Raw genomic sequence first — 20,128 nt, 5'->3', positions numbered from 1 at the left:
CTCCTCTCATGTGAAAAATCTCCCAAAAGTAACGAATGGCAAGGTATCTTTCATCCAAAAGCACCTTAAAAACATGCAAAATTTCTTTATTAATTCCTTAAAAAACAAAAATTACCTTTAATTTCAATTATTTATAAAATAAAATTTCCGTAAGTTTTCCTTTCATTTCATTCTCATATGCATTTATAGTCATTTAAAACTTAACCCCAAAAGAGGTGTCTATGTCAGAGTCAATAACCCACAATCAAAAGCTTGATAAGGACTGCGCTAAAAGCATTGTCGAGCAACTAGTATCTTTGAATATCCCTAGGTCAGAAATAGCCCGCAGATGTGGGGTCAATCAGTCCAGAATTAATGGCTGGGAAAATGGAGAAAAAGCGGGTAGTGAAAATCTTCAAAAGCTAAGAGCATTGTTAAACCTCCGCTTACCAAACCAAAAAGCGACAACATTCAAGGTTTCCAAATCGGTGCGTTTGGCTTTAGCTAAAGAAGATTTAGACCTGTTCCTAGTTAATCAGCTTAAAGGCTTTGTACGAGAGCTACCTTCACTTTCGTTGGAGCTGCGAGAGAAGTTCTACAGTGTCGAGTCATTAGAATCATTAAATAAGATTATCACGGACCAACATCACGCATACGTTTGTAAAGAGGTTGATTTAGATATTAATTCTCAAAAACGCCCAGAGCACTTTCTTGGTCAAATATCTCCATATGTAAAACCATTTGGTGTATTACCTTCAAGTTACCAAAATACTATGCAATCCGTACTCGAACAGCTTAAAAAGGCGATTCAACAGGCAGAGGAACAGATAGAAAGCAAAAATCATCGTGAACAGAAGAATAAAGATATTTTTAAAAGTACGATTGAGTATTCAGTTTCAAATTGCTTACAAAGAAACTTTTCGTTTCATAGTAAGCCAAATGAAAATCTTGAAATAATCAAACAAGAACTTCTAGACAGTTTAGAAAGAGCCATACAAGATTTTAACCACACTGGCACGTACTTCACCCACCCACTAGCAGAACTCGTGAGCATTATGGAGAGAGTTGCTCAATTTCTCGATGACAGTCAATTTGGTCCAAAGTACGGTTCGCTAAGACTAGAAAGTCGTGATACCTATTTCTCTGACTCGATTAAAAAACCAGAAGGTTTTATCGAATTTGAAGATATCGAGTTCGCAATTGATTCTGCTAAAAATCTTCAAAGCAACTTTGAAAAATTCATAGAAGAACAACAGGAACGTTACTCTGATCTTTTCAAACTCAAAGAGAAAGAACTCGGACTCTGTTCCAAGTTGGATAGCGATAAAACATTCCACCAAAAGGCTTGTGAAGATCTAGCATCTGGTAAAGAACTTGGTATACAAGACGCTCGTCTGAGCAACCTAGCGGTATTTGCAGACAGCATTTTGAAATGTGACAAACTACCAATAGCTTTAAATGGGAAAAAACATGAATTAGAGCTATTAAACGGACTAGAAGAAATGCTCAATGATCTAACGCCAGAGCCAATCATCCATCCCGTTCAAATAGGTGGTCAATTAGTCTTCTCTAAAGAAAGAGAAACCAAAGGGAAGACTTTGATATATTCGTTAAATAATAATGATCTGGTTCTTCTACAAGAAGCTCGTATTTGCGACCAACAAATCTTAACAATACAACCCAAACTAGCAGCAGAAGAATTACTCACTCATATTGATGCCGATATCAAAGAGTCAGCGAAGCAATCACTACTAGAACACGGCTACATGTTCAGCGACGTCGAGGTTCTAGGGTAGAGGTGAAAACGATAAGCACGCAACTTCACGCGTGCTTATCACTCTGAGTAGGCGTTGTTGATCAAATCATTCCCCTAACGCACTGATCCCAATAGGATTTATCCTATCAATCAACTCGATAGCTAACAGGCATACCGAGTCTTATGACTTTGTTCATCACTTTCACGTTGGCTAATGCTTCGCCAACTTGTGCATTGTAATTACGCAGAGTCAGCTTAGGGCTAAGTAACGTTTTGTATCGGGACATGCCTGTTTCTGACAGAGAGCGTTGGTTATAATCCTCTTCTCTATGGAGGTTGGCTTATTCGACTAGAACYCAAACGATTATCCAATTGATATCATTTCTTACCTACTGCATTGAATCCGCGAATGTACTCTTCGAGATTTCCTATTCTATTAAGCATTCTCAAAGGATTTCGAATCATTGCATCATGTTGATGTACTTCATCAATCGCACACCATGCACATAACTCTTGATGTGAGTCTGATAAGGGCTCCTTACAGTCATCACAATAAGACTCTGAACCAACAATACTCTCACCATCAAACACATAACTATGTCCGGATGAATCTTTAAAATATGGTTGTTTGTAGCTCTTCCCAATAAATAGATCATAGTGTTTACAACCTATCTCATTGGCTAGATCTATGCTCTTATTGAAAGAATATTCATTCGCTCTGGCACCAGCGACAATTGCTGTCACACACTCCATCGGGACGTGCATCAACATATTTTCATTTATTTTATCTAGATCATCACTATTAACTACCAATCGTCTTTCTTTCTCGTAACCCCAGCAATCATGCTTACTAAAATAGGCAATATGGTTTGCTGCTTTATTCAACCATATCGCGTGTCTAGGCTTTCCAACGTAATAAGCTCTATTCAGTTGATTACGAATTTCTGGAGAGGTTTCACTGAGGTAATTTACATCCTCTACATATGAGTCACTTAGGTACTCCATCAGTAGCATTTCATCAAATTCAAGAACAAACCCTGTTAAATTTGAAGCGTAATGAGCCCACATAGGAGTGACAATAGGGGACTTGGAAAAGCAAGTGGTAGGACGCTGTGGAATTTCTTGTACTATATCCTTATAAAACGCCAAAATCTCCGGCTCTGTTTGTGAAGGATCGATTGATAAGAATAATTCAAACGGATCATTGTAATCTTTTGGGAAAGAAAACTTTATACTAACACTTCCCTCCTCGTCAAAAGCAAGTGGTAGCACATCAGATCCCATATATTTGTATACTTTCCTTCCCATTGTTATAACCTTCTCCACTTTTAGTAATTAAAGATGATTAGAGCACAAAACTATTCGATACACAGTGACCTTGTACAAAACAATGTACTCATAGCACTTTAAAGTTACTGTTGTCGTATCACGGTTCTGGTAGCTCAGAGCACTTGCTAATACTAGCTTGCTCGACGGCTGCTTTTTGCATTTGTTGGATTTACTAGGATTCCCTTGCGCACAGAATCGTCATGCGATGAACCATATATGGACCATGGGAGAAATTTTAAGGAGGATAAAGAGCCTATTGGAGCGAAAAAGATGTGACAACGAAAAAGGGAAACTGAGGAAAAAACCTAAAAAGTAGAATATTTATCAGTACTTAAAACGACGAAGGACCGCTATAGAAGCGACCTTTCTATGTATGTTACCGGTGGGCGGACTTGAACCGCTACACCCAAAGGAAACGGATTTTGAACCCGCTACACCACGATTCCCAGCTTGGCGAGTTCTGCGCGGCATTGCTGTGCATCGGTAAAGGGGATCCCCGCCATGCCTAGCGCTTTGGCACCTTCTACATTCGCGACCCTGTCATCCAAAAACACACAAGAGGCTGGATCGAGGTGGTAGTCATCCAACAAGCGTTGATAAATGGCAGGCTCGGGTTTTAGGTACCCTACTTCGGCTGACACGATGGCACCATCAAACAGCGACCAAAACGCATAGCACTGTTTTAAGAACGCAACAATTTCGCGCACATTATCGGTTAACGCATAGACATCGTATCCGGCCTGTTTGGCCGAGTGAAGTAACTCGACACTACCGTAAAGGCAAATTTGAGTCTGTTTAATGTAATAAAACAGTGCCTCAAGCTGCGTAGGACTTAGCGACGTTTCTTTGGCAAAACGTTGCTTGGCTTGCGCTTCGGTGAGCGTGCCACGGTTCAGCGCTTGCCAAGTGTCACTGGGGAAGATTTGATTGGCATACGCGTGGGCATCCGCCGCGTCCCCTAAGGTTAGACGGATGATTTCTTCCGGTGACCAACGCACCATCACATTGCCAATATCAAAAATAATCGTCTGGTAGTTCACCATATCGCGTCCTTGCTCTTGTCGCGAAGATTAAAGCCCTAACGCATACTTCAATACATGTTTTTTCACTGGGCCACTGTGTTCGGCCAGTTTGAACACCGCATTACGCGCTAGTTTTAAAGGCGTAATTCGATTGCTAAACGCGGCATAAAACACATCCATGCCGGTTTGCATCATCATGTTATCGGTGCGGCGTGCTTTCTCATAAGCTGCTAATGTCGCATCATCCTGCCAGTGTTTGCCTGCATCGGCACAGGCATCCAACAGGGCCGCTACATCTTTAAAGCCTAGGTTCACCCCTTGTCCTGCGAGTGGGTTAATGGTGTGGGCAGCATCACCAATCACTACAACGCCATGACGATGGTACTGCTGCGCATGGCGTCGCGTCAGCGGGAATGCGCCCCAGTTAACAGGCGTTACCTCTCCAACTTCGGCGGGGAAATTTGCCACAATCTCTGCTTTTAACTGCGCCGCATCTAACTGACATAATTGCTGAATACGTTGAGGGCTGTCGTACCACACCAAGGAGGCTTGCTGGCCGCATAGCGGCAAGAAGGAGCGCGGCCCTGAAGGGAAGAATTGTTGCCACGTGATATCTTGCTGCGGCGACGCGGTTTCGACATTGATCAGCATGCAATGTTGGCGATAGTCCCAACTGGTGATGCCAATCTTGGCGTAATCTCGTACTCGAGAATTCGCGCCATCCGCACCAATCAACCACGACGCTGTCAGTGTGTCGCCGTTGTCTAACTCAACATAGTGTTGCTGCCCTTTTTGATGCATTGATGTAATCGACGCGGGCGAGAAAACGTGCAAGTTGTCATAGCGTGAGAATTGCTGCCAGAGTCCGAGTTGAATCAAACGGTTTTCGACCATATATCCCAGTTGGGGTAAGTCGAGTTGTTCTGCGCTAAAGCAGACACGGCTGTCTTCCGCTTCCCACGTTTCTAGGCGGCGATATGGACACACACGCATAGCTTCAATGTCCGTCCATGCCCCTAAATCGGACAGTAGCGCCACCGACGCATGAGAGATAGCCGAAACACGAAGATCCATTGGCTGTGAGGGCGAAAATGACTGGGGAACTTGGCGCTCAATCAATGCAACCTGACGCCCCTGACGCGCTAATCCCAACGCAGTGGCTGCACCCACCATGCCACCGCCAACAATAATGATTTCAAATGGGTTCATGACTATCTCTTTTTACCAGCAATGAGGGCATTCTACTGAAGGTTAACGAGAATTCGACCTAAATCAGATCAAATTGCGTCAATGTTCTTGGCAGTAACCACCATAAATGCGAGTCAGGTTGTGTCCTTTGTCAATGCCTTACCAAGATTGAAGGTTCTGAGGATCATTTCATCGGCCCTGTGATCTGGTCAGCGTTATTGGAAAGCAGTACAATACGCGGCTTGCCAAGCTGATTGACTGGTTAAAAACCACACAGCTTGAGGGGTAATGTCGACCATAAGATTAAAAACGAGCGTAAAGTTACATGGCTAAGAAACTGCTGATTAAAACCTGGGGTTGCCAAATGAATGAGTATGACTCATCCAAAATGGCAGATCTGCTCAATGCTTCCGGTGGTTACGAGCTGACCGAGCAACCAGAAGAAGCAGATGTTCTCCTCCTAAACACCTGCTCTATCCGTGAAAAAGCGCAAGAGAAGGTTTTCCACCAACTCGGGCGTTGGAAAACACTGAAAGACAAAAATCCAGATTTGGTGATCGGGGTTGGTGGCTGTGTAGCAACACAAGAAGGCGACCACATCCGTGAGCGCGCACCTTATGTGGATGTAATTTTTGGCCCGCAAACGCTGCACCGCCTTCCTGAGATGATCAAACAATCACGCTCAGATCATGCGCCCGTGATGGACATTACCTTCCCGGAAATCGAGAAATTCGATCGTCTTCCCGAGCCGCGTGCAGAAGGACCGACCGCTTTCGTTTCGATTATGGAAGGCTGCTCGAAGTACTGTACCTTCTGCGTGGTGCCTTATACGCGTGGTGAAGAAGTGAGCCGTCCGCTCGACGATGTCCTGTTTGAGATTGCCCAACTGGCCGAGCAAGGCGTCCGTGAAGTGAACCTGCTGGGACAAAACGTGAACGCCTATCGTGGTGAAATGCACGACGGTGAGATTTGTACCTTTGCCGAACTGCTGCGTTATGTGGCCGCGATCGATGGTATTGACCGTATTCGCTACACCACCAGCCATCCGGTTGAGTTTACTGACGATATCATCGAGGTGTATMGTGATACGCCAGAAGTGGTGAGTTTCCTCCACTTGCCGGTGCAAAGTGGTTCGGACCGTATTCTGACTATGATGAAGCGTCCGCACACCGCTATCGAATATAAGTCGAAAATTCGTAAGCTGCGTCAAGCGCGCCCTGATATTACCATCAGCTCTGACTTTATCGTCGGCTTCCCGGGTGAAACGGACCAAGACTTTGAAGCGACCATGAAGCTGATCACGGATATCGACTTCGATATGAGCTTTAGTTTTGTGTATTCACCACGCCCTGGGACGCCAGCCGCCGATATGCCTGACGACACCCCAGAGCAAGTGAAAAAAGAACGTCTGTACCGCCTGCAGCAACAAATTAACAGCCAAGCGATGCGTTACTCACGCCTGATGCTCAACACGGAGCAACGTATTCTGGTTGAAGGCCCATCTCGTAAGAATCTGATGGAGCTACGCGGCCGTACCGAAAACAACCGTGTCGTTAACTTTGAAGGCTCTGTCGATTTGATTGGCCAATTTGTTGACGTCAAAATTACTGAAGTGATGCCAAACTCGCTCCGCGGTGAGCTGGTTCGTACTGAAAAAGATATGGACCTGCGTGTCGCCGTCTCGCCAACCGAAATCATGGCGAAAACACGTAATGAAAACGAGCTTGGCGTTGGTGTATATACTCCTTAAGGAGTTCATCGATTCAAAGGCGCCGGGAAGCCGGCGCCTAAAGCGAGGATAACCTTGTCTAAAATTATCACTCTTGATCTTACTTTAGAGCCAGCCGATAACACCCGACTTGCCAATCTTTGTGGCCCGTTTGACGACAATATCAAACAATTAGAACGCCGCTTGGGTGTGGAAATTAATCACAGACACAATGCGTTTTCGATTGTTGGCAAGCCACATACCGCTAATACCGCGGTAGATATTCTCAAGCATTTGTATGTTGATACTGCCCCAGTGCGTGGCAGCTACCCAGACATTGAGCCGGAAGCCATTCACTTGGCAATCAAAGAATCGGGCGTACTCGAGCAAACCACCGAATCAAGCATCCCATACGGTAAAGAGATTAATATCAAAACCAAAAAAGGGGTGATCAAACCGCGTACGCCAAACCAAGCGCAATATATTGCCAACATGGTTAGCCATGACATTACCTTTGGTATTGGTCCGGCGGGAACCGGTAAAACCTACTTGGCGGTCGCAGCGGCGGTTGATGCACTTGAGCGCCAAGAAATTCGCCGTATTTTGCTGACACGTCCTGCGGTAGAGGCCGGTGAAAAACTGGGCTTTTTGCCCGGCGATCTCAGCCAAAAAGTCGATCCTTACCTGCGCCCTTTGTACGATGCCTTGTTTGAAATGCTTGGCTTTGAGCGCGTTGAAAAGCTGATTGACCGTAACGTGATTGAAGTCGCGCCGCTGGCCTATATGCGTGGCCGTACCCTCAATGACGCTTTTATTATTCTCGATGAAAGCCAAAACACGACGGTGGAACAAATGAAAATGTTCCTGACTCGGATTGGCTTTAATTCGCGCGCTGTGATCACCGGTGACGTGACACAAGTGGATTTGCCACGCAACGCGAAATCAGGCTTACGTCATGCCATTGAAGTGCTCTCTGATGTCAAAGAAATCAGCTTCCACTTCTTTCAAGCTGACGACGTGGTTCGCCACCCCGTGGTGACGCGTATTGTTCAAGCCTATGATAAATGGGAAGCGGAAGATGCGCGCGCACGCAAAGAAGCCGAAGCGCGTCGTCGTGAGGCACGCGAAGCACAAATGAATACTGAACACAGCCAATCGCAGGAACAATCATGAGTTATTACGTGGATGTTCAGCTGGCGTGTGATAATACTGACGGGTTGCCCAGTGATGATCAGCTCCAAGCTTGGTTTGAACACGCCGTACGCAACGCGCGTGAACAAGCGGAAGTCACGATTCGTCTGGTTGACGAAGGTGAGAGCCAGAGCTTGAATCGCGATTATCGTGGCAAAGATAAACCCACAAATGTGTTATCGTTTCCGTTCGATGCCCCTCCCGGTATCGACATTGATTTGCTCGGCGATCTGATCATTTGCCGCCAAGTGGTTGAGCGTGAAGCTGAACAACAAGGCAAGCGACTGATGGATCACTGGGCACACATGGTCGTGCATGGCAGCTTACACCTGCTTGGTTACGACCATATTGAGGATGATGAAGCCGAGCAAATGGAAGCCTTAGAGCGTGACATTTTAGCTACCATGGGGGTGCCAGATCCCTATGCGAACGACTTCATTGAGCGTTAACTAACTGAATGAATTTGAATGAACGACGATAATTCGCAAAACGCAGACGGTCCGAGTAGGAAGACCTTCTTCGAGCGGCTAGGACAGTTTTTCCAAGCTGATCCTAAAGACAGACAGGAACTGGTGGATGTGTTCCGCGATTCAGAGCAAAACGCCCTGATCGACCATGACACAAGAGACATGCTGGAAGGTGTCATGCAAATCTCCGACATGCGTGTTCGAGATATCATGATCCCCCGCTCGCAGATGGTAACCGTTGAACGATCGCAGTCTTTGGAAGCGATCATTAATATCATCATTGATGCCCAACACTCGCGTTATCCTGTGATCAGCGATGACAAAGACCATGTTGAAGGCATCTTACTTGCGAAAGATCTGCTGCGCTATTTGCGCCCAGATGCCGAAAACTTCGATATCGAGAAGGTGTTACGCCCTGCCGTGGTGGTACCTGAGAGTAAACGCGTTGACCGCTTACTCAAAGAGTTCCAAGAAGAACGCTACCACATGGCGATCGTGATCGATGAATTTGGCGGTGTATCGGGCGTGGTCACCATTGAAGATATCTTGGAAGAAATCGTTGGCGAAATCGAAGATGAGTACGACGAGGACGACGAACAAGAAATCCGTCAGCTAAGCCGCCATACTTTTGCGGTAAAAGCACTGACCACGTTAGAAGACTTTAATACACACTTCGGCAGTCAGTTCCAAGACGATGTGGTAGACACCATTGGCGGCTTGGTTATGACCAGCTTTGGCCATCTGCCCGATCGCGGCGAGGAAGTGGATATCGAACATTTCCACTTTAAGGTGACCTCGGCAGACAGCCGTCGTATCATTCAGCTACAAGTCACCATTCCTGACAGTAGCGAACCTCAAAGTGAAAGCGATTAATCACATTGTGCGTCAAATTGGGCAGCCCCTCGCGGCTGCCCTGCTTGGTGCCAGTGCCACCCTTGCCTTTGCCCCCTTCTCTTACTGGCTGCTAATGCCGGTATCGCTTTGGGGTCTATTCCTGTTGCTCCAATCCGCCTCTCCCAAAAAGGCCAGTTTGCTCGGCTTTTGCTGGGGGCTCGGTCAATTTGCCACCGGCGTCAGCTGGGTGTATGTCAGTATTGATCATTTTGGAGGTATGCCCGCCATAGCAGGCTTGTCCTTAATGGCGCTGCTGGTAATGTACCTTTCGTTGTATCCCGCGTTATTCGCCGGTGTGTTAGCGCGCTGCTCGGTACGCCATGCCGCGATTAAATGGCTAATTCTTGCGCCTAGCCTATGGCTCGTGGCCGACGGGTTACGGGGCTGGGTCTTCACCGGTTTCCCGTGGCTGTGGCCCGGCTACAGCCAAATTGATAGTCCTTTAGCTGGCGTGGCGCCAGTGCTCGGTGTGCAAGGCATCACTTGGCTGCTGGTGCTAATGGCAGGGTTGGCGACTTTAATCACGCCCAAATGGGGCGCTTGGCAAGGACGCAAGCAGTTAGCTGGTCTCGCGGCGATCGCTGGCCTATCCGCGTGTGCCTACGGACTTAACACCATCCAATGGGTTGAAGCACATCCTGAGAAACAACAAACGGTTTCACTCATCCAAGGCAATATTCCCCAAGCGTTAAAGTGGCGTCCCGATCAACGCTGGCCAACCTTAATGAAGTACCTAGATCTCACCCGCCAACATTGGGATAGCGATGTGGTGATCTGGCCAGAAGCGGCCATTCCGGCGTTGGAGCGTGACTTACCTCGCTTTTTTGAGCAATTAGATACCGCCGCGAAAAATAACCACACCACGGTCATTACCGGCGTGTTAGACCAAAATGCGGCAGGGCAATATTTTAATAATGTGATTGCGGTTGGCGCCGATACGCCTAGCTATCAGTATCCCGCGCCGAAGCAATACAGCAAGCATCATTTGCTCCCGTTTGGTGAATTCGTTCCCTTTGAGTCGTTACTGCGTCCGCTTGCGCCTTTATTTAATTTGCCCATGTCTTCGTTCTCACCGGGCGAGGCCATACAACCGGCATTACCGGCCAATGGCTTGGCCTACATTACGGCGCTTTGCTACGAAATTGCGTTTCCAGCGCAAATTCGCGCCAACTTGACGCCGGACAGTAACGCGATTATCACTTTGTCGAATGATGCATGGTTTGGCCGCTCAATTGGCCCATTGCAGCATTTAGAAATTGCGCGGATGCGCGCGCGTGAGTTTGGCTTGCCGGTCATTCGTGCCACCAATAATGGTGTGACTGCGATTATGGATGCACGCGGCAATATTCAGCAATCCCTCCCACAATTTGAAACCGGTGTGCTTACCACCACCGTCACCAGCACTGTGGGTCTCACCCCCTATCGCCAATGGGGTAATACCCCGCTTTGGATTTGGGTGGTGATAAGTGGGCTTGTTGGTTGGCGATATCGCGGCCAGCCTTGTCATCGCACCCCACGGAAAATTTCCACACGCGCCTGACATTTGTCCGCCTAAACTGACGTACCGTGTGATGTGAAAGACTCACTTTGATGACGAAGAGGGATAAAAACATGTTACGTCGTTCTTATGTATGGTTGAGCATGGCGTTAGTGGCACTGACCGCCCTAGTGGGCTGTGCTACCCATTCTCAGCGGGATCAAATTAGCCAAGCAAACCTGGCACGCGATCAGTTTTATCAATATCCGCAAACCCAACCGTTTTTTGATAACGCCTATGGCTATGCCGTGTTTCCTTCAGTCGGTAAAGGCGGCTTTTGGGTGGGCGGCGCATACGGTAAGGGCGTGGTCTACCGCCAAGGTCAGCCGGTCAGTGCAGCTGAGTTAAAGCAAGTGTCGGTCGGTCTTACTTTTGGCGGACAAGCCTTCAGCGAAATCGTCTTTTTTGAAGATCAAGCCGCGTATGACCGCTTTATGAAAGGACAAGTAGAGCTGGGCGCACAAGCCTCCGCAACTGCCTTAACCGAAGGCGCCTCTGCGCAAGCCGGCACCGCAGGCACCTCGGCGTCAGCCAGCAACCGTCAATCAAAAGCCTATTACGTTAATGGTCTGACTGTCTTTACCCATGCTAAGGGTGGCCTGATGGTCGAAGCGGCACTTGCAGGTCAGCAATTTAGCCCGGCCAACTGGTAGTCGCAGCGATGAACCATCTATCTTAAACGGGACAGCCAAACGAAAAAGGCCAGCGTCATACGCTGGCCTTTCTATTCGTGTGTCGCATGCGGTTACGAAGACTGCCAAACAAACCACAGTGTCGTGTCATCCTCAGCCAAAACATCTCCTTCGAGTGTCGGCTCATTGTTGAGTCGAACGCCCTCGTCCGAGCTATCTAATGCTGAACCGGCTGGCTGCTGTGGTGACGTTTCCATCTTCTCACTACCTGCATAATCGAGCCGTTCTTGCGGAGTCATCAGACGGATTTCGCGATTCGCGGTCAGCTCGTTAATCAGAGCTTGTTGTGACGCGGCTAAACGCACCGTAAATCGCAACGTATCTCCCTCGAGCTCCGCAAGGTGTGCGCTTTGTAGCGCATTTAATCCCGCTAATGTGCGCTCTAGCTGGACGTAATCATCCCCACCTTGCACGCCTGCAATCGCCAACGTCACCGCTTGACTGTCATCATCTTGATCAAACACCACGGCAGTACGGGTCGCATAATAATCGGCAACTGCATTGATCATAGCCGCACTGTCGCCTTGCCCGCGCTGTTGATCGGATTGCAAGTCGCTCGCATCGGGGAAGAATTGCCAACGTATGCCCTGCGGGGTCAGTTTGGCAATCACAATACCGTCCGCTTGATAGCGCTGACTCGCGTCGCTAACCGGGCCGATAAAGCCTCCCCAAAGATCACTGGCAGAGATAGCCATCAGATCATCAAAATCGCCCACCGGCACCAGTACAGGCAGACCCCGCTTGGCCGCACTGTCTCGCAAGGCGTCAACCAAAGCCACATCGCTTTGTTCCCACACAATCTCGCGTTCAGCACCACGATCGTCCACCAGCCATACTAAAACGGACGGACGCGGCGTACCCCATAAAGGCAACCCCGCATCACGCAGCAGCGCTTGCACTTGCTGGCTATCAAAGCCCACTTCAAGGGTCCGTACCGATTCACTGTTCTCCGTACGCGCCGTTTCACCATATCCTACCTGGGTGATCAAACCATCCACATCATTAAGACGATTCTGCACACTGGGATTATCGGCAATGTCACGTTGTCCCGAGACTTTGACCAACACGTCCAGCAAGCCTTGTTGCTTAGCCGCTTGTTGCGACGTTTGAGCGCCGTTATCTAATGGTACGCTTGCATGGTACAAATTATTGGCAAAGACGCTGGGTAGCCACAGCATAGCCATCACGGCCATTACAAATCGGATCATAGTTTTTCCACATTGATTGATGGGATGTTGGGATCATAAGCGCTCTTGTCCTCTCTCAGCAATGCTCTTACCTAAAAAAGACCTGATTCCTGACCGTTGGTTCACATAGCCCTCTCACCACGCTGCCTCTCGCCACTAGAATGAAATCCGTTACATCGATTATTTGCTACCGATCTCACATTGATAAATATGACAAGCATCACATCTTGGCTTTGTGCTAACATCTCGCGATTTTTTTTGGAGGTGAGACTATGATGCAAGTTTTACAAGGCGCACAGATGCTATTTGTTGCATTTGGCGCATTGGTATTGGTGCCATTATTAACCGGGCTTGACCCCAATGTGGCCCTCTTTGGTGCCGGTATTGGAACCCTGATTTTTCAACTTATCACCCGTCGCTCCGTCCCCATTTTCCTCGCCTCTTCTTTCGCTTTTATCGCTCCCATTCTTTACGGTGTTAACAACTTTGGTATTCCCGCTACTATGGGCGGTCTAATGGCGGCTGGGGTGGTTTACCTGATTATGGGCGGCATTATCCGTGTCAAAGGCGTCGACATTATTCACAAGTTGTTGCCACCTGTGGTGGTGGGTCCTGTCATTATGGTGATTGGTCTGGGGCTTGCGCCAACCGCGGTCAATATGGCGTTGGGGAAAAGCGGCGATGGCGGCACGCAAATTATCGCCGGTGATGTGGCGATTTGGATTTCGTTGCTATCGCTGCTGACCACCATAGTGATCAGTGTGTTTGCTAAAGGCTTCTTTAAGTTAGTGCCAATCTTGGCGGGTATCGTGGTGGGATATATCGCCAGCCTTATCATGGGTGTGGTCGATTTCAGCGCTGTGACTCAAGCAAGCTGGCTCGCCATGCCCGCCTTTACACTGCCTGAATTTAATATCAACGCTATCTTATTCATGATCCCCGTGGCGATCGCTCCCGCTGTTGAGCATGTGGGCGATATGCTGGCTATCTCAAATGTCACCCGCAAAGACTACCTGAAAAAACCCGGTCTTCACCGCACCATGGCAGGTGACGGTGCCGCTACCATTGCCGCATCTTTATTCGGTGCGCCACCCAATACCACTTACAGCGAAGTCACCGGAGCCGTGATGCTCACCAAAGCATTTAACCCAGTGATTATGACCTATGCAGCATTAACGGCAATTGTGTTGGCCTTTGTCGGCAAGCTGGGCGCAGTGTTACTGACCATTCCTTTGCCTGTGATGGGCGGGATCATGATCTTATTATTCGGCTCTATCGCGACGGTGGGATTAAATACCCTGATCCGCAATCAAGTCGATCTGCATGACTCTCGCAACCTCGCGATTGTCGGCGTAACCTTGGTCTTTGGTATTGGCGGCATGGCATTCGGCATTGGCGATTTTAGCTTACAAGGCATTAGCCTGTGTGGTCTGGTCGCGATTGTGCTCAACCTTGTGTTGCCACGTAAAATGGGCGAAAACCATATTGTTGACAGTGCGCAGATGGAAGAAGGCTCGCACTAACCCCCGATCGAAAAAGGGCGCCTAGCGCCCTTTTGGATTTTCCCACCTAAGGTGGTTGCGTTGATTAACCTTGCGCCGCACGCGCTTCAACAAGCTTAATCGCTTGCTCAATACGCGCGACCACACGGTCTTTACCAATCAGGTGCATGACCGCATCCACAGAAGGCGACTGACCACCACCAGTGACCGCAACACGCAATGGCATACCCACTTTGCCCATGCCCACATCCAAGTCGGTACAGGTATCGGCGATCACCGCTTTTAAGGCATCCACGCTCCAGTCTTGCAGCGCTTCAATTTTGCCTTTCGCCACTTGTAATGGCTCTAGAGCCACCGGACGCAGGTGCTTTTTCGCCGCTGCTGGATCGATCTCATCAAAGTCTTGATAGAAGTAACGGCTTTGCTCCGCCAGCTCTACCAAGGTATGACAACGCTCGCCGACCAGCTGGATCACGTCGGTGATGGCCGGGCCTTGGCTAATGTCGATACCAGCTTGATCGAGGTGCCACTGCAGGTGCTGCGCGACCTCTTGCGGGTCGGCGTGCTTAATGTAGTGGTTGTTCAACCACAGCAGCTTTTCAGTGTTAAACGCTGAGGCTGACTTGCTGATCGCTTCAAGGCTAAACAGTTCAATCATCTCATCGAGCGAGAAAATTTCTTGGTCACCATGTGACCAGCCCAAGCGCACCAAATAGTTCAGCAACGCATGAGGCAAGAAGCCCTGATCGCGATATTGCATAACGCTGACCGCACCGTGGCGCTTAGACAGTTTCGCACCGTCATCACCAAGGATCATCGAGCAATGCGCAAACTCAGGAACCGGTGCGCCCAGCGCTTTGTAGATATTGATCTGACGTGGTGTGTTGTTGATGTGGTCTTCACCACGCACAACTTGGGTGATCCCCATATCCCAGTCATCCACAACCACACAGAAGTTGTAGGTTGGGCTGCCGTCGGTACGGCGGATAATCAGATCATCCAGTTCACTGTTCGCAATTTCAATACGGCCGCGGATCTTGTCGTCAAAGACAACCTTACCCTCTTTCGGGTTGCGGAAACGGATCACATGCGGGTCATCCGCCTTGGCGTTTTGATTCGCTTCAATCACTTTTGGATGATCAGCGTCGTAGCGTGGCTTAAGACCGTCTGCTTTTTGTTGCTCACGGATCTCATCGAGCAGCTCTTTCGGGGCATAGCATTTATAGGCTTTGTCTTCCGCCAAAAGTTGGTCAACAAGCTGGTTATATCGGTCAAAACGCTTGGTTTGATAATATGGACCTTCATCCCACGTTAAACCCAACCATTCCATCCCTTCTAAGATGGCGTCGATGGCCTCTTGGGTTGAACGCTCAAGATCAGTATCTTCAATACGCAATACAAATTGACCGCCTTGGCTGCGTGCTGCTAGCCAAGAATAGAGTGCTGTACGCGCACCGCCCACGTGCAAAAAGCCGGTTGGGCTGGGGGCAAAGCGGGTTTTGATAGTCATTAGGATCCCTATCCCAGTGGTGAGAATGATGAGTGACAGTTAGTTTACCAGTACAGGTAAATTCCACAATCGAGGCCACGGGATTCCCCCGAAGCCTCGCGGTATTTATTGGTTGATCAGTGCCAGCATGCCGTCTTCATCTAACACGGTCACACCTAAATCTTGCGCTTTGGTCAGTTTCGAGCCAGCGGCTTCACCGGCAATCAAGATATCTGTTTTCGCCGAGACGCTTCCGGTCACTTTAGCCCCTAACGCTTGCAGCGCGGCTTTTGCATCCGTGCGCGACATTTGCGATAAGGTACCAGTCAACACGATGGTTTTTCCCGCCAAAGGCTGTGCTTGCGCATCCGTTTGTTGGGCCACTTCCGGCCAGTGGATCCCAGTTTCCAACAGTGCATCCAACACATCTTGGTTGTGGGACTCGGCAAAGAAGCGAACAATATGGCCCGCCACAATCGTCCCAACATCAGGGACAGCAATCAAGGCTTCTTCATCCGCGGCGCGCAGCGCGTCGAGGGTTTTAAAATGTGTGGCCAGATTTTGTGCCGTGGCTTCGCCAACCTCACGGATCCCCAACGCATAGATAAATCGAGGCAAGGTGGTCGCTTTGGCTTTTTCTAGCGCATCAATCAGATTTTGTGCTGATTTTGGCCCCATTCTATCCAAGGCGGTGACACGGCCCGCCGTGAGGCGAAACAGATCAGCGGGGGTATGAATCAGCTCTTTTTCAATCAGCTGCTCAACGATTTTATCACCGAGGCCATCAATATCCATCGCCTTACGCGAGGAGAAATGCTTGATGGCTTCTTTACGTTGCGCAAGGCAAATTAACCCGCCGGTACAACGCGCCACGGCCTCACCCTCAACACGAGTGACCGCAGAATCACAGACAGGACAGGCTGTTGGAAAAACAATCGGCTGCGCATGTTCAGGACGGCGGCTTTCTACCACACCGACCACTTGTGGGATCACATCACCCGCGCGACGGATCACCACGGTATCACCGATATGAACGCCTAAACGCTCAATTTCATCGCCATTGTGTAGGGTCGCATTGCTGACCGTCACGCCCCCGACAAAAACAGGCGCCAGTTTTGCGACCGGTGTGATGGCTCCTGTCCGTCCCACTTGGAACTCAACATCGTTGAGGGTGGTAATTTCTTCTTGAGCTGGGAATTTATAAGCAATCGCCCAGCGGGGAGCGCGCGCAACAAAGCCTAAGGTTTGCTGGCTTTCAATGCTGTCGACTTTTATCACCACCCCGTCAATTTCATAGGGCAATGCATCACGTCGGGCTAAGATGTCTTGGTAGTAGCGTTTGACGCCAGCTAAATCCGTCACCTGTTTGACTTCAGGGCTAAGCGCTAGCCCCCACTGTTTAAGCTTTTGCAGGCGTTGGAACTGCCCCTCGCCAAACGGTGTCGACATAATGCCAACGGCATAGGCGTAAAAACTAAGCGGACGGCTGGCGGCAACTTTAGGATCCAGTTGACGCAGACTACCAGCGGCCGCATTGCGCGGGTTGGCAAAGGTTTTATCCCCTCGCTTGAGGGCCGCTTCATTCAGTGCTTCAAAGCCCGCTTTAGGCATAAAGACTTCACCGCGCACCTCAAGGCGCGTCGGCCAATCTCCCGCCTGCAACGTCAACGGGACGTTACGAATCGTTTTCACATTGTGGGTGATGTTTTCACCTGTGGTGCCATCGCCTCGGGTCGCAGCTTGGACCAAGACACCATTTTCGTAAATCAAGCTAACCGCCAAGCCATCAAGTTTTGGCTCACAGGTATAGGTGACCGGCTCGCCATCACCGAGTCTGTCTTTAACGCGGCGTTCAAAGTCAGCCAGATCGTCATCACTGAAGGCATTGCCCAAAGATAACATCGCCAACTCGTGGGTCACTGTCTCAAACGCGCTAAGCGGTGCGCCACCTACACGCTGACTCGGCGAATCAGCCGTCACCCATTCAGGATGCTCAGCTTCAATGGCCAGCAACGTTTGCATTAAACGATCGTACTCCGCGTCCGGCAGCTCAGGGCTGTCTTCGACATAGTAGCGATAGGCATGGTAGTTAAGCTGATGCTTCAACGCATCCAGTTGTTCTTTGCTGTAAGCCATGATTGATCTGTTGTGACTGATTGAGTGACAGGCAAGTATATACGTATTAACGGCGAAGATGGAGATGTGTGCGAGCAGGTGGTTGGCCGATGAACAATCACCGACCAACTTCGACCTATGCAGAGAAGGCTTTAACCCGCTCTCGGTACTCGTCAAGGCGAGACGGCGTCATCATGGCGCGCGCATCGTCAAGCACCAGCCCGCCAAGCTCATCGGCAATCTGCTGTGCGGTTTGTAGCATCAGTTTGAAGTTTTGTTCTGGCTCACCGTAACAAGGCAGAGTCATAAAGAAGCTAATTCCCGGCGTTTCAAAGCCATCAATATGACCGATATCAAAGGTGCCTGGTTTTACCATGTTCGCGACACTAAACAGCACCTTGCCCGTGCCTGACGGATCGGAATGACGGTGATAAATCCCCATATCACCAAAGCGCAGACCATGCTGCTCAAGGCTGTTGGTTAACTCAAGACCGTTGAAAATGGCATTGTTGTTGGCATGAACATGCAAAACAAGCACTTCAGTTTCATCTTCCGTCTCAGCGGCTTCAGCTTCATTTTGCTCAGCGTCATGCTCGGCAGTGTCTGGTTGCGGCGTGTTATCACTGACCGGCGCAGTATCCTCACCGTCTTCTGCTTGATGGGCGGTAAAGGGCGCGGCGGATTGCTCGCTAGCGGCAGGCTCAGGGGCATCGTCAGCTGCCGACATGGATGGAAAAGCAGGCTCGACGGGGTCTGTCTTCGCCGATTCGTCGGCAAACAAAGGGTCGACATCGGGCTTATCACCAAAACTAACCGCAGGCTCTTTGCGGCTGGGTTTCGGATTGTCGCCAGAGGCGCTTTTGACGACTCGGACTGCGCCTATCCCGYCTTGATCAAACCCTTGGTCGTCTTTGCTGTCATCCAATTTTCCCAGCGGCTTTTCACCAAACTTGGTGCTCTTTTCTTTCTTATTGGTCCAGAGGCCATGCAACAGCAAAGCTGCAATTGCTAATGCTCCCAAAACAATCAGTACAAGGCGCAATTCCTGCATCGTCGATTCTCAAATCTGTGTTTGTTCAGCGTATTGATTAGCTTATGGCATAGCGTGCGCAGATACGCAAACGCTTTGTCGATCATAAGCGGGCCACATTGACTAACGCAATGCGTAATCGGTCAACTTAGTTAACTGTATCAAAAGTTGGGGAGAATTTAACGAATACAGCGACAGAAATGCGTAAAGTTTCCACGCATTTGACCGTTGTCAGCACCTCGGTTGGGCCAGTAGTATAACCACAAATCAAAAAGGAGATGTCATGACCCACCGTGTTCATCCTCAGCCTCGAAGCGGGGCTGGCTATTTGTTACAAGGTTTTTCACTAATGCTGACACCGGGATTACGGCGTTTTGTCGTGATCCCGATTATCGTCAATGTGTTATTGATGGGCGGCGCATTTGCTTATTTGTTGTCTCAATTTGGCGATTGGATTGATACTTGGCTTACGACCCTCCCAGAATGGCTATCTTGGCTGTCGTTTGTACTTTGGCCGCTGGTCGTGATTGCTATCTTAGTGGTGTTTTCCTACTTCTTTAGCACTTTAGCTAACTGGATTGCAGCACCATTCAACGGTTTATTGGCGGAACATTTAGAGGCCAAGCTGACCGGCGCCCCCTCGCCCAATGACGGCATGCTCGATGTGGTTAAAGATCTGCCACGGGTAATGAAACGCGAATGGCAAAAACTGATGTACTACATTCCCAAGGCGCTGGGGTTGCTGCTGCTATTATGGATCCCCGCCTTAGGCCAAACACTCGGTCCTGTGTTGTGGTTTGTATTCAGTGCTTGGATGATGGCCATTCAATATTGTGACTATCCGTTTGATAACCACAAGGTGGCCTTCCCCACCATGCGCGACAGCCTGAAACAACGCAGAGGCACATCACTCAGCTTTGGGGCTGTGGTGATGTTGTTTACCATGACGCCAGTCCTGAACCTGTTAGTTATGCCTGCTGCCGTATGTGGCGCCACTGCATTGTGGGTCGACACTTATAAGTCACGACTCGGGCGTTACTAG

16 protein-coding genes and 1 pseudogene are annotated in these 20,128 nt (G+C 49.2%); 9 read left to right on the top strand and 8 right to left on the bottom strand.

Features of this window, described 5'->3' with window-relative positions; translation table 11 throughout:
• The first annotated feature begins 221 nt into the window (after positions 1-221).
• Positions 222-1,775, top strand: a complete 1,554-nt coding sequence (locus BZJ19_RS10730; protein ID WP_077675624.1) for a helix-turn-helix domain-containing protein — start codon at positions 222-224, stop codon at positions 1,773-1,775.
• 106 nt (positions 1,776-1,881) lie between these two features.
• On the opposite strand, the pseudogene BZJ19_RS10725 reads toward BZJ19_RS10730, so the two are convergent.
• The 4 genes and pseudogenes from BZJ19_RS10725 to BZJ19_RS10710 form a co-directional block, all read right to left on the bottom strand.
• Positions 1,882-2,061, bottom strand: a pseudogene (locus BZJ19_RS10725) (IS5/IS1182 family transposase); the annotation flags it as partial.
• Between the two features lie 52 nt (positions 2,062-2,113).
• A complete protein-coding gene (locus BZJ19_RS10720) occupies positions 2,114-3,043 on the bottom strand; it encodes a DUF2971 domain-containing protein (RefSeq protein ID WP_077675623.1) in 930 nt (309 codons plus the stop codon).
• 452 nt (positions 3,044-3,495) lie between these two features.
• On the bottom strand, positions 3,496-4,107 hold the full coding sequence (locus BZJ19_RS10715; protein ID WP_077675622.1) for an HAD family hydrolase: 612 nt from the start codon (positions 4,105-4,107) through the stop codon (positions 3,496-3,498).
• 27 nt (positions 4,108-4,134) lie between these two features.
• Entirely contained in the window at positions 4,135-5,295 is a 1,161-nt protein-coding gene (locus tag BZJ19_RS10710) for a 2-octaprenyl-3-methyl-6-methoxy-1,4-benzoquinol hydroxylase (protein WP_077675621.1), read from the bottom strand.
• Between the two features lie 304 nt (positions 5,296-5,599).
• On the opposite strand from BZJ19_RS10710, the gene miaB reads away from it, so the two are divergent.
• The 6 genes from miaB to BZJ19_RS10680 all read left to right on the top strand — a co-directional run bounded on the left by miaB (position 5,600) and on the right by BZJ19_RS10680 (position 11,724).
• A complete protein-coding gene (gene miaB, locus BZJ19_RS10705; protein WP_077675620.1) occupies positions 5,600-7,024 on the top strand; it encodes a tRNA (N6-isopentenyl adenosine(37)-C2)-methylthiotransferase MiaB in 1,425 nt (474 codons plus the stop codon).
• A 54-nt stretch (positions 7,025-7,078) separates the two neighbouring features.
• Positions 7,079-8,155 carry a PhoH family protein gene (locus BZJ19_RS10700; RefSeq protein ID WP_077675619.1) on the top strand — a complete coding sequence of 359 codons (1,077 nt, stop codon included), beginning with the start codon at positions 7,079-7,081 and terminating at the stop codon, positions 8,153-8,155.
• Entirely contained in the window at positions 8,152-8,622 is a 471-nt protein-coding gene (gene ybeY, locus BZJ19_RS10695; RefSeq protein WP_069587388.1) for an rRNA maturation RNase YbeY, read from the top strand. The genes BZJ19_RS10700 and ybeY overlap by 4 nt, the downstream gene beginning before the upstream one ends.
• An 18-nt stretch (positions 8,623-8,640) precedes the next feature.
• The gene (gene corC / locus BZJ19_RS10690; RefSeq protein ID WP_069587389.1) at positions 8,641-9,513 is read left to right on the top strand and encodes a CNNM family magnesium/cobalt transport protein CorC; all 873 of its coding nucleotides are present in this window, start codon (positions 8,641-8,643) and stop codon (positions 9,511-9,513) included.
• Positions 9,509-11,074, top strand: coding sequence for an apolipoprotein N-acyltransferase (lnt, locus tag BZJ19_RS10685; RefSeq protein ID WP_077675632.1), 1,566 nt, complete (start codon positions 9,509-9,511; stop codon positions 11,072-11,074). Before corC ends, lnt begins: the two co-directional genes overlap by 5 nt.
• Before the next feature lie 71 nt (positions 11,075-11,145).
• Positions 11,146-11,724 carry a lipid-binding SYLF domain-containing protein gene (locus BZJ19_RS10680; RefSeq protein WP_077675618.1) on the top strand — a complete coding sequence of 193 codons (579 nt, stop codon included), beginning with the start codon at positions 11,146-11,148 and terminating at the stop codon, positions 11,722-11,724.
• Positions 11,725-11,816: 92 nt separating this feature from the next.
• Here BZJ19_RS10680 and BZJ19_RS10675 read toward each other — a convergent pair whose 3' ends face one another.
• Positions 11,817-12,971 carry a DUF2066 domain-containing protein gene (locus BZJ19_RS10675; protein ID WP_077675617.1) on the bottom strand — a complete coding sequence of 385 codons (1,155 nt, stop codon included), beginning with the start codon at positions 12,969-12,971 and terminating at the stop codon, positions 11,817-11,819.
• 251 nt (positions 12,972-13,222) lie between these two features.
• On the opposite strand from BZJ19_RS10675, the gene BZJ19_RS10670 reads away from it, so the two are divergent.
• Positions 13,223-14,473, top strand: coding sequence for a uracil-xanthine permease family protein (locus BZJ19_RS10670; RefSeq protein WP_077675616.1), 1,251 nt, complete (start codon positions 13,223-13,225; stop codon positions 14,471-14,473).
• A 64-nt stretch (positions 14,474-14,537) separates the two neighbouring features.
• On the opposite strand, the gene gltX is transcribed toward BZJ19_RS10670, so the two are convergent.
• From gltX to zipA, 3 genes are all read right to left on the bottom strand, one after another.
• Positions 14,538-15,962, bottom strand: coding sequence for a glutamate--tRNA ligase (gene gltX, locus BZJ19_RS10665; RefSeq protein WP_077455601.1), 1,425 nt, complete (start codon positions 15,960-15,962; stop codon positions 14,538-14,540).
• A 105-nt stretch (positions 15,963-16,067) separates the two neighbouring features.
• Entirely contained in the window at positions 16,068-18,077 is a 2,010-nt protein-coding gene (ligA, locus tag BZJ19_RS10660; RefSeq protein ID WP_077675615.1) for an NAD-dependent DNA ligase LigA, read from the bottom strand.
• Positions 18,078-18,192: 115 nt separating this feature from the next.
• A complete protein-coding gene (gene zipA, locus BZJ19_RS10655) occupies positions 18,193-19,107 on the bottom strand; it encodes a cell division protein ZipA (protein ID WP_077675614.1) in 915 nt (304 codons plus the stop codon).
• 262 nt (positions 19,108-19,369) lie between these two features.
• Here zipA and cysZ point away from each other — a divergent pair, with 262 nt between their 5' ends.
• The gene (cysZ, locus tag BZJ19_RS10650; RefSeq protein ID WP_077675613.1) at positions 19,370-20,128 is read left to right on the top strand and encodes a sulfate transporter CysZ; all 759 of its coding nucleotides are present in this window, start codon (positions 19,370-19,372) and stop codon (positions 20,126-20,128) included.

It is taken from the genome of Salinivibrio proteolyticus (assembly GCF_001996165.1).
GTDB classification, from domain to species: Bacteria; Pseudomonadota; Gammaproteobacteria; order Enterobacterales; family Vibrionaceae; genus Salinivibrio; species Salinivibrio proteolyticus.
The sequence above is the reverse complement of the archived record's forward strand: the minus strand, read 5'-3'. Positions and strand labels throughout refer to the sequence as shown.

What these genes read in the sequence shown, in the direction of transcription:
- ybeY (WP_069587388.1), top strand. Translation starts at nt 8,152, where the DNA reads ATGAGTTATTACGTGGATGTTCAGCTGGCGTGTGATAATACTGACGGG.
- BZJ19_RS10670 (WP_077675616.1), top strand. Translation starts at nt 13,223, where the DNA reads ATGATGCAAGTTTTACAAGGCGCACAGATGCTATTTGTTGCATTTGGC.
- BZJ19_RS10715 (WP_077675622.1), bottom strand. Translation starts at nt 4,107, where the DNA reads ATGGTGAACTACCAGACGATTATTTTTGATATTGGCAATGTGATGGTG.
- BZJ19_RS10680 (WP_077675618.1), top strand. Translation starts at nt 11,146, where the DNA reads ATGTTACGTCGTTCTTATGTATGGTTGAGCATGGCGTTAGTGGCACTG.
- corC (WP_069587389.1), top strand. Translation starts at nt 8,641, where the DNA reads ATGAACGACGATAATTCGCAAAACGCAGACGGTCCGAGTAGGAAGACC.
- BZJ19_RS10710 (WP_077675621.1), bottom strand. Translation starts at nt 5,295, where the DNA reads ATGAACCCATTTGAAATCATTATTGTTGGCGGTGGCATGGTGGGTGCA.
- BZJ19_RS10675 (WP_077675617.1), bottom strand. Translation starts at nt 12,971, where the DNA reads ATGATCCGATTTGTAATGGCCGTGATGGCTATGCTGTGGCTACCCAGC.
- gltX (WP_077455601.1), bottom strand. Translation starts at nt 15,962, where the DNA reads ATGACTATCAAAACCCGCTTTGCCCCCAGCCCAACCGGCTTTTTGCAC.
- cysZ (WP_077675613.1), top strand. Translation starts at nt 19,370, where the DNA reads ATGACCCACCGTGTTCATCCTCAGCCTCGAAGCGGGGCTGGCTATTTG.
- BZJ19_RS10730 (WP_077675624.1), top strand. Translation starts at nt 222, where the DNA reads ATGTCAGAGTCAATAACCCACAATCAAAAGCTTGATAAGGACTGCGCT.
- ligA (WP_077675615.1), bottom strand. Translation starts at nt 18,077, where the DNA reads ATGGCTTACAGCAAAGAACAACTGGATGCGTTGAAGCATCAGCTTAAC.
- BZJ19_RS10720 (WP_077675623.1), bottom strand. Translation starts at nt 3,043, where the DNA reads ATGGGAAGGAAAGTATACAAATATATGGGATCTGATGTGCTACCACTT.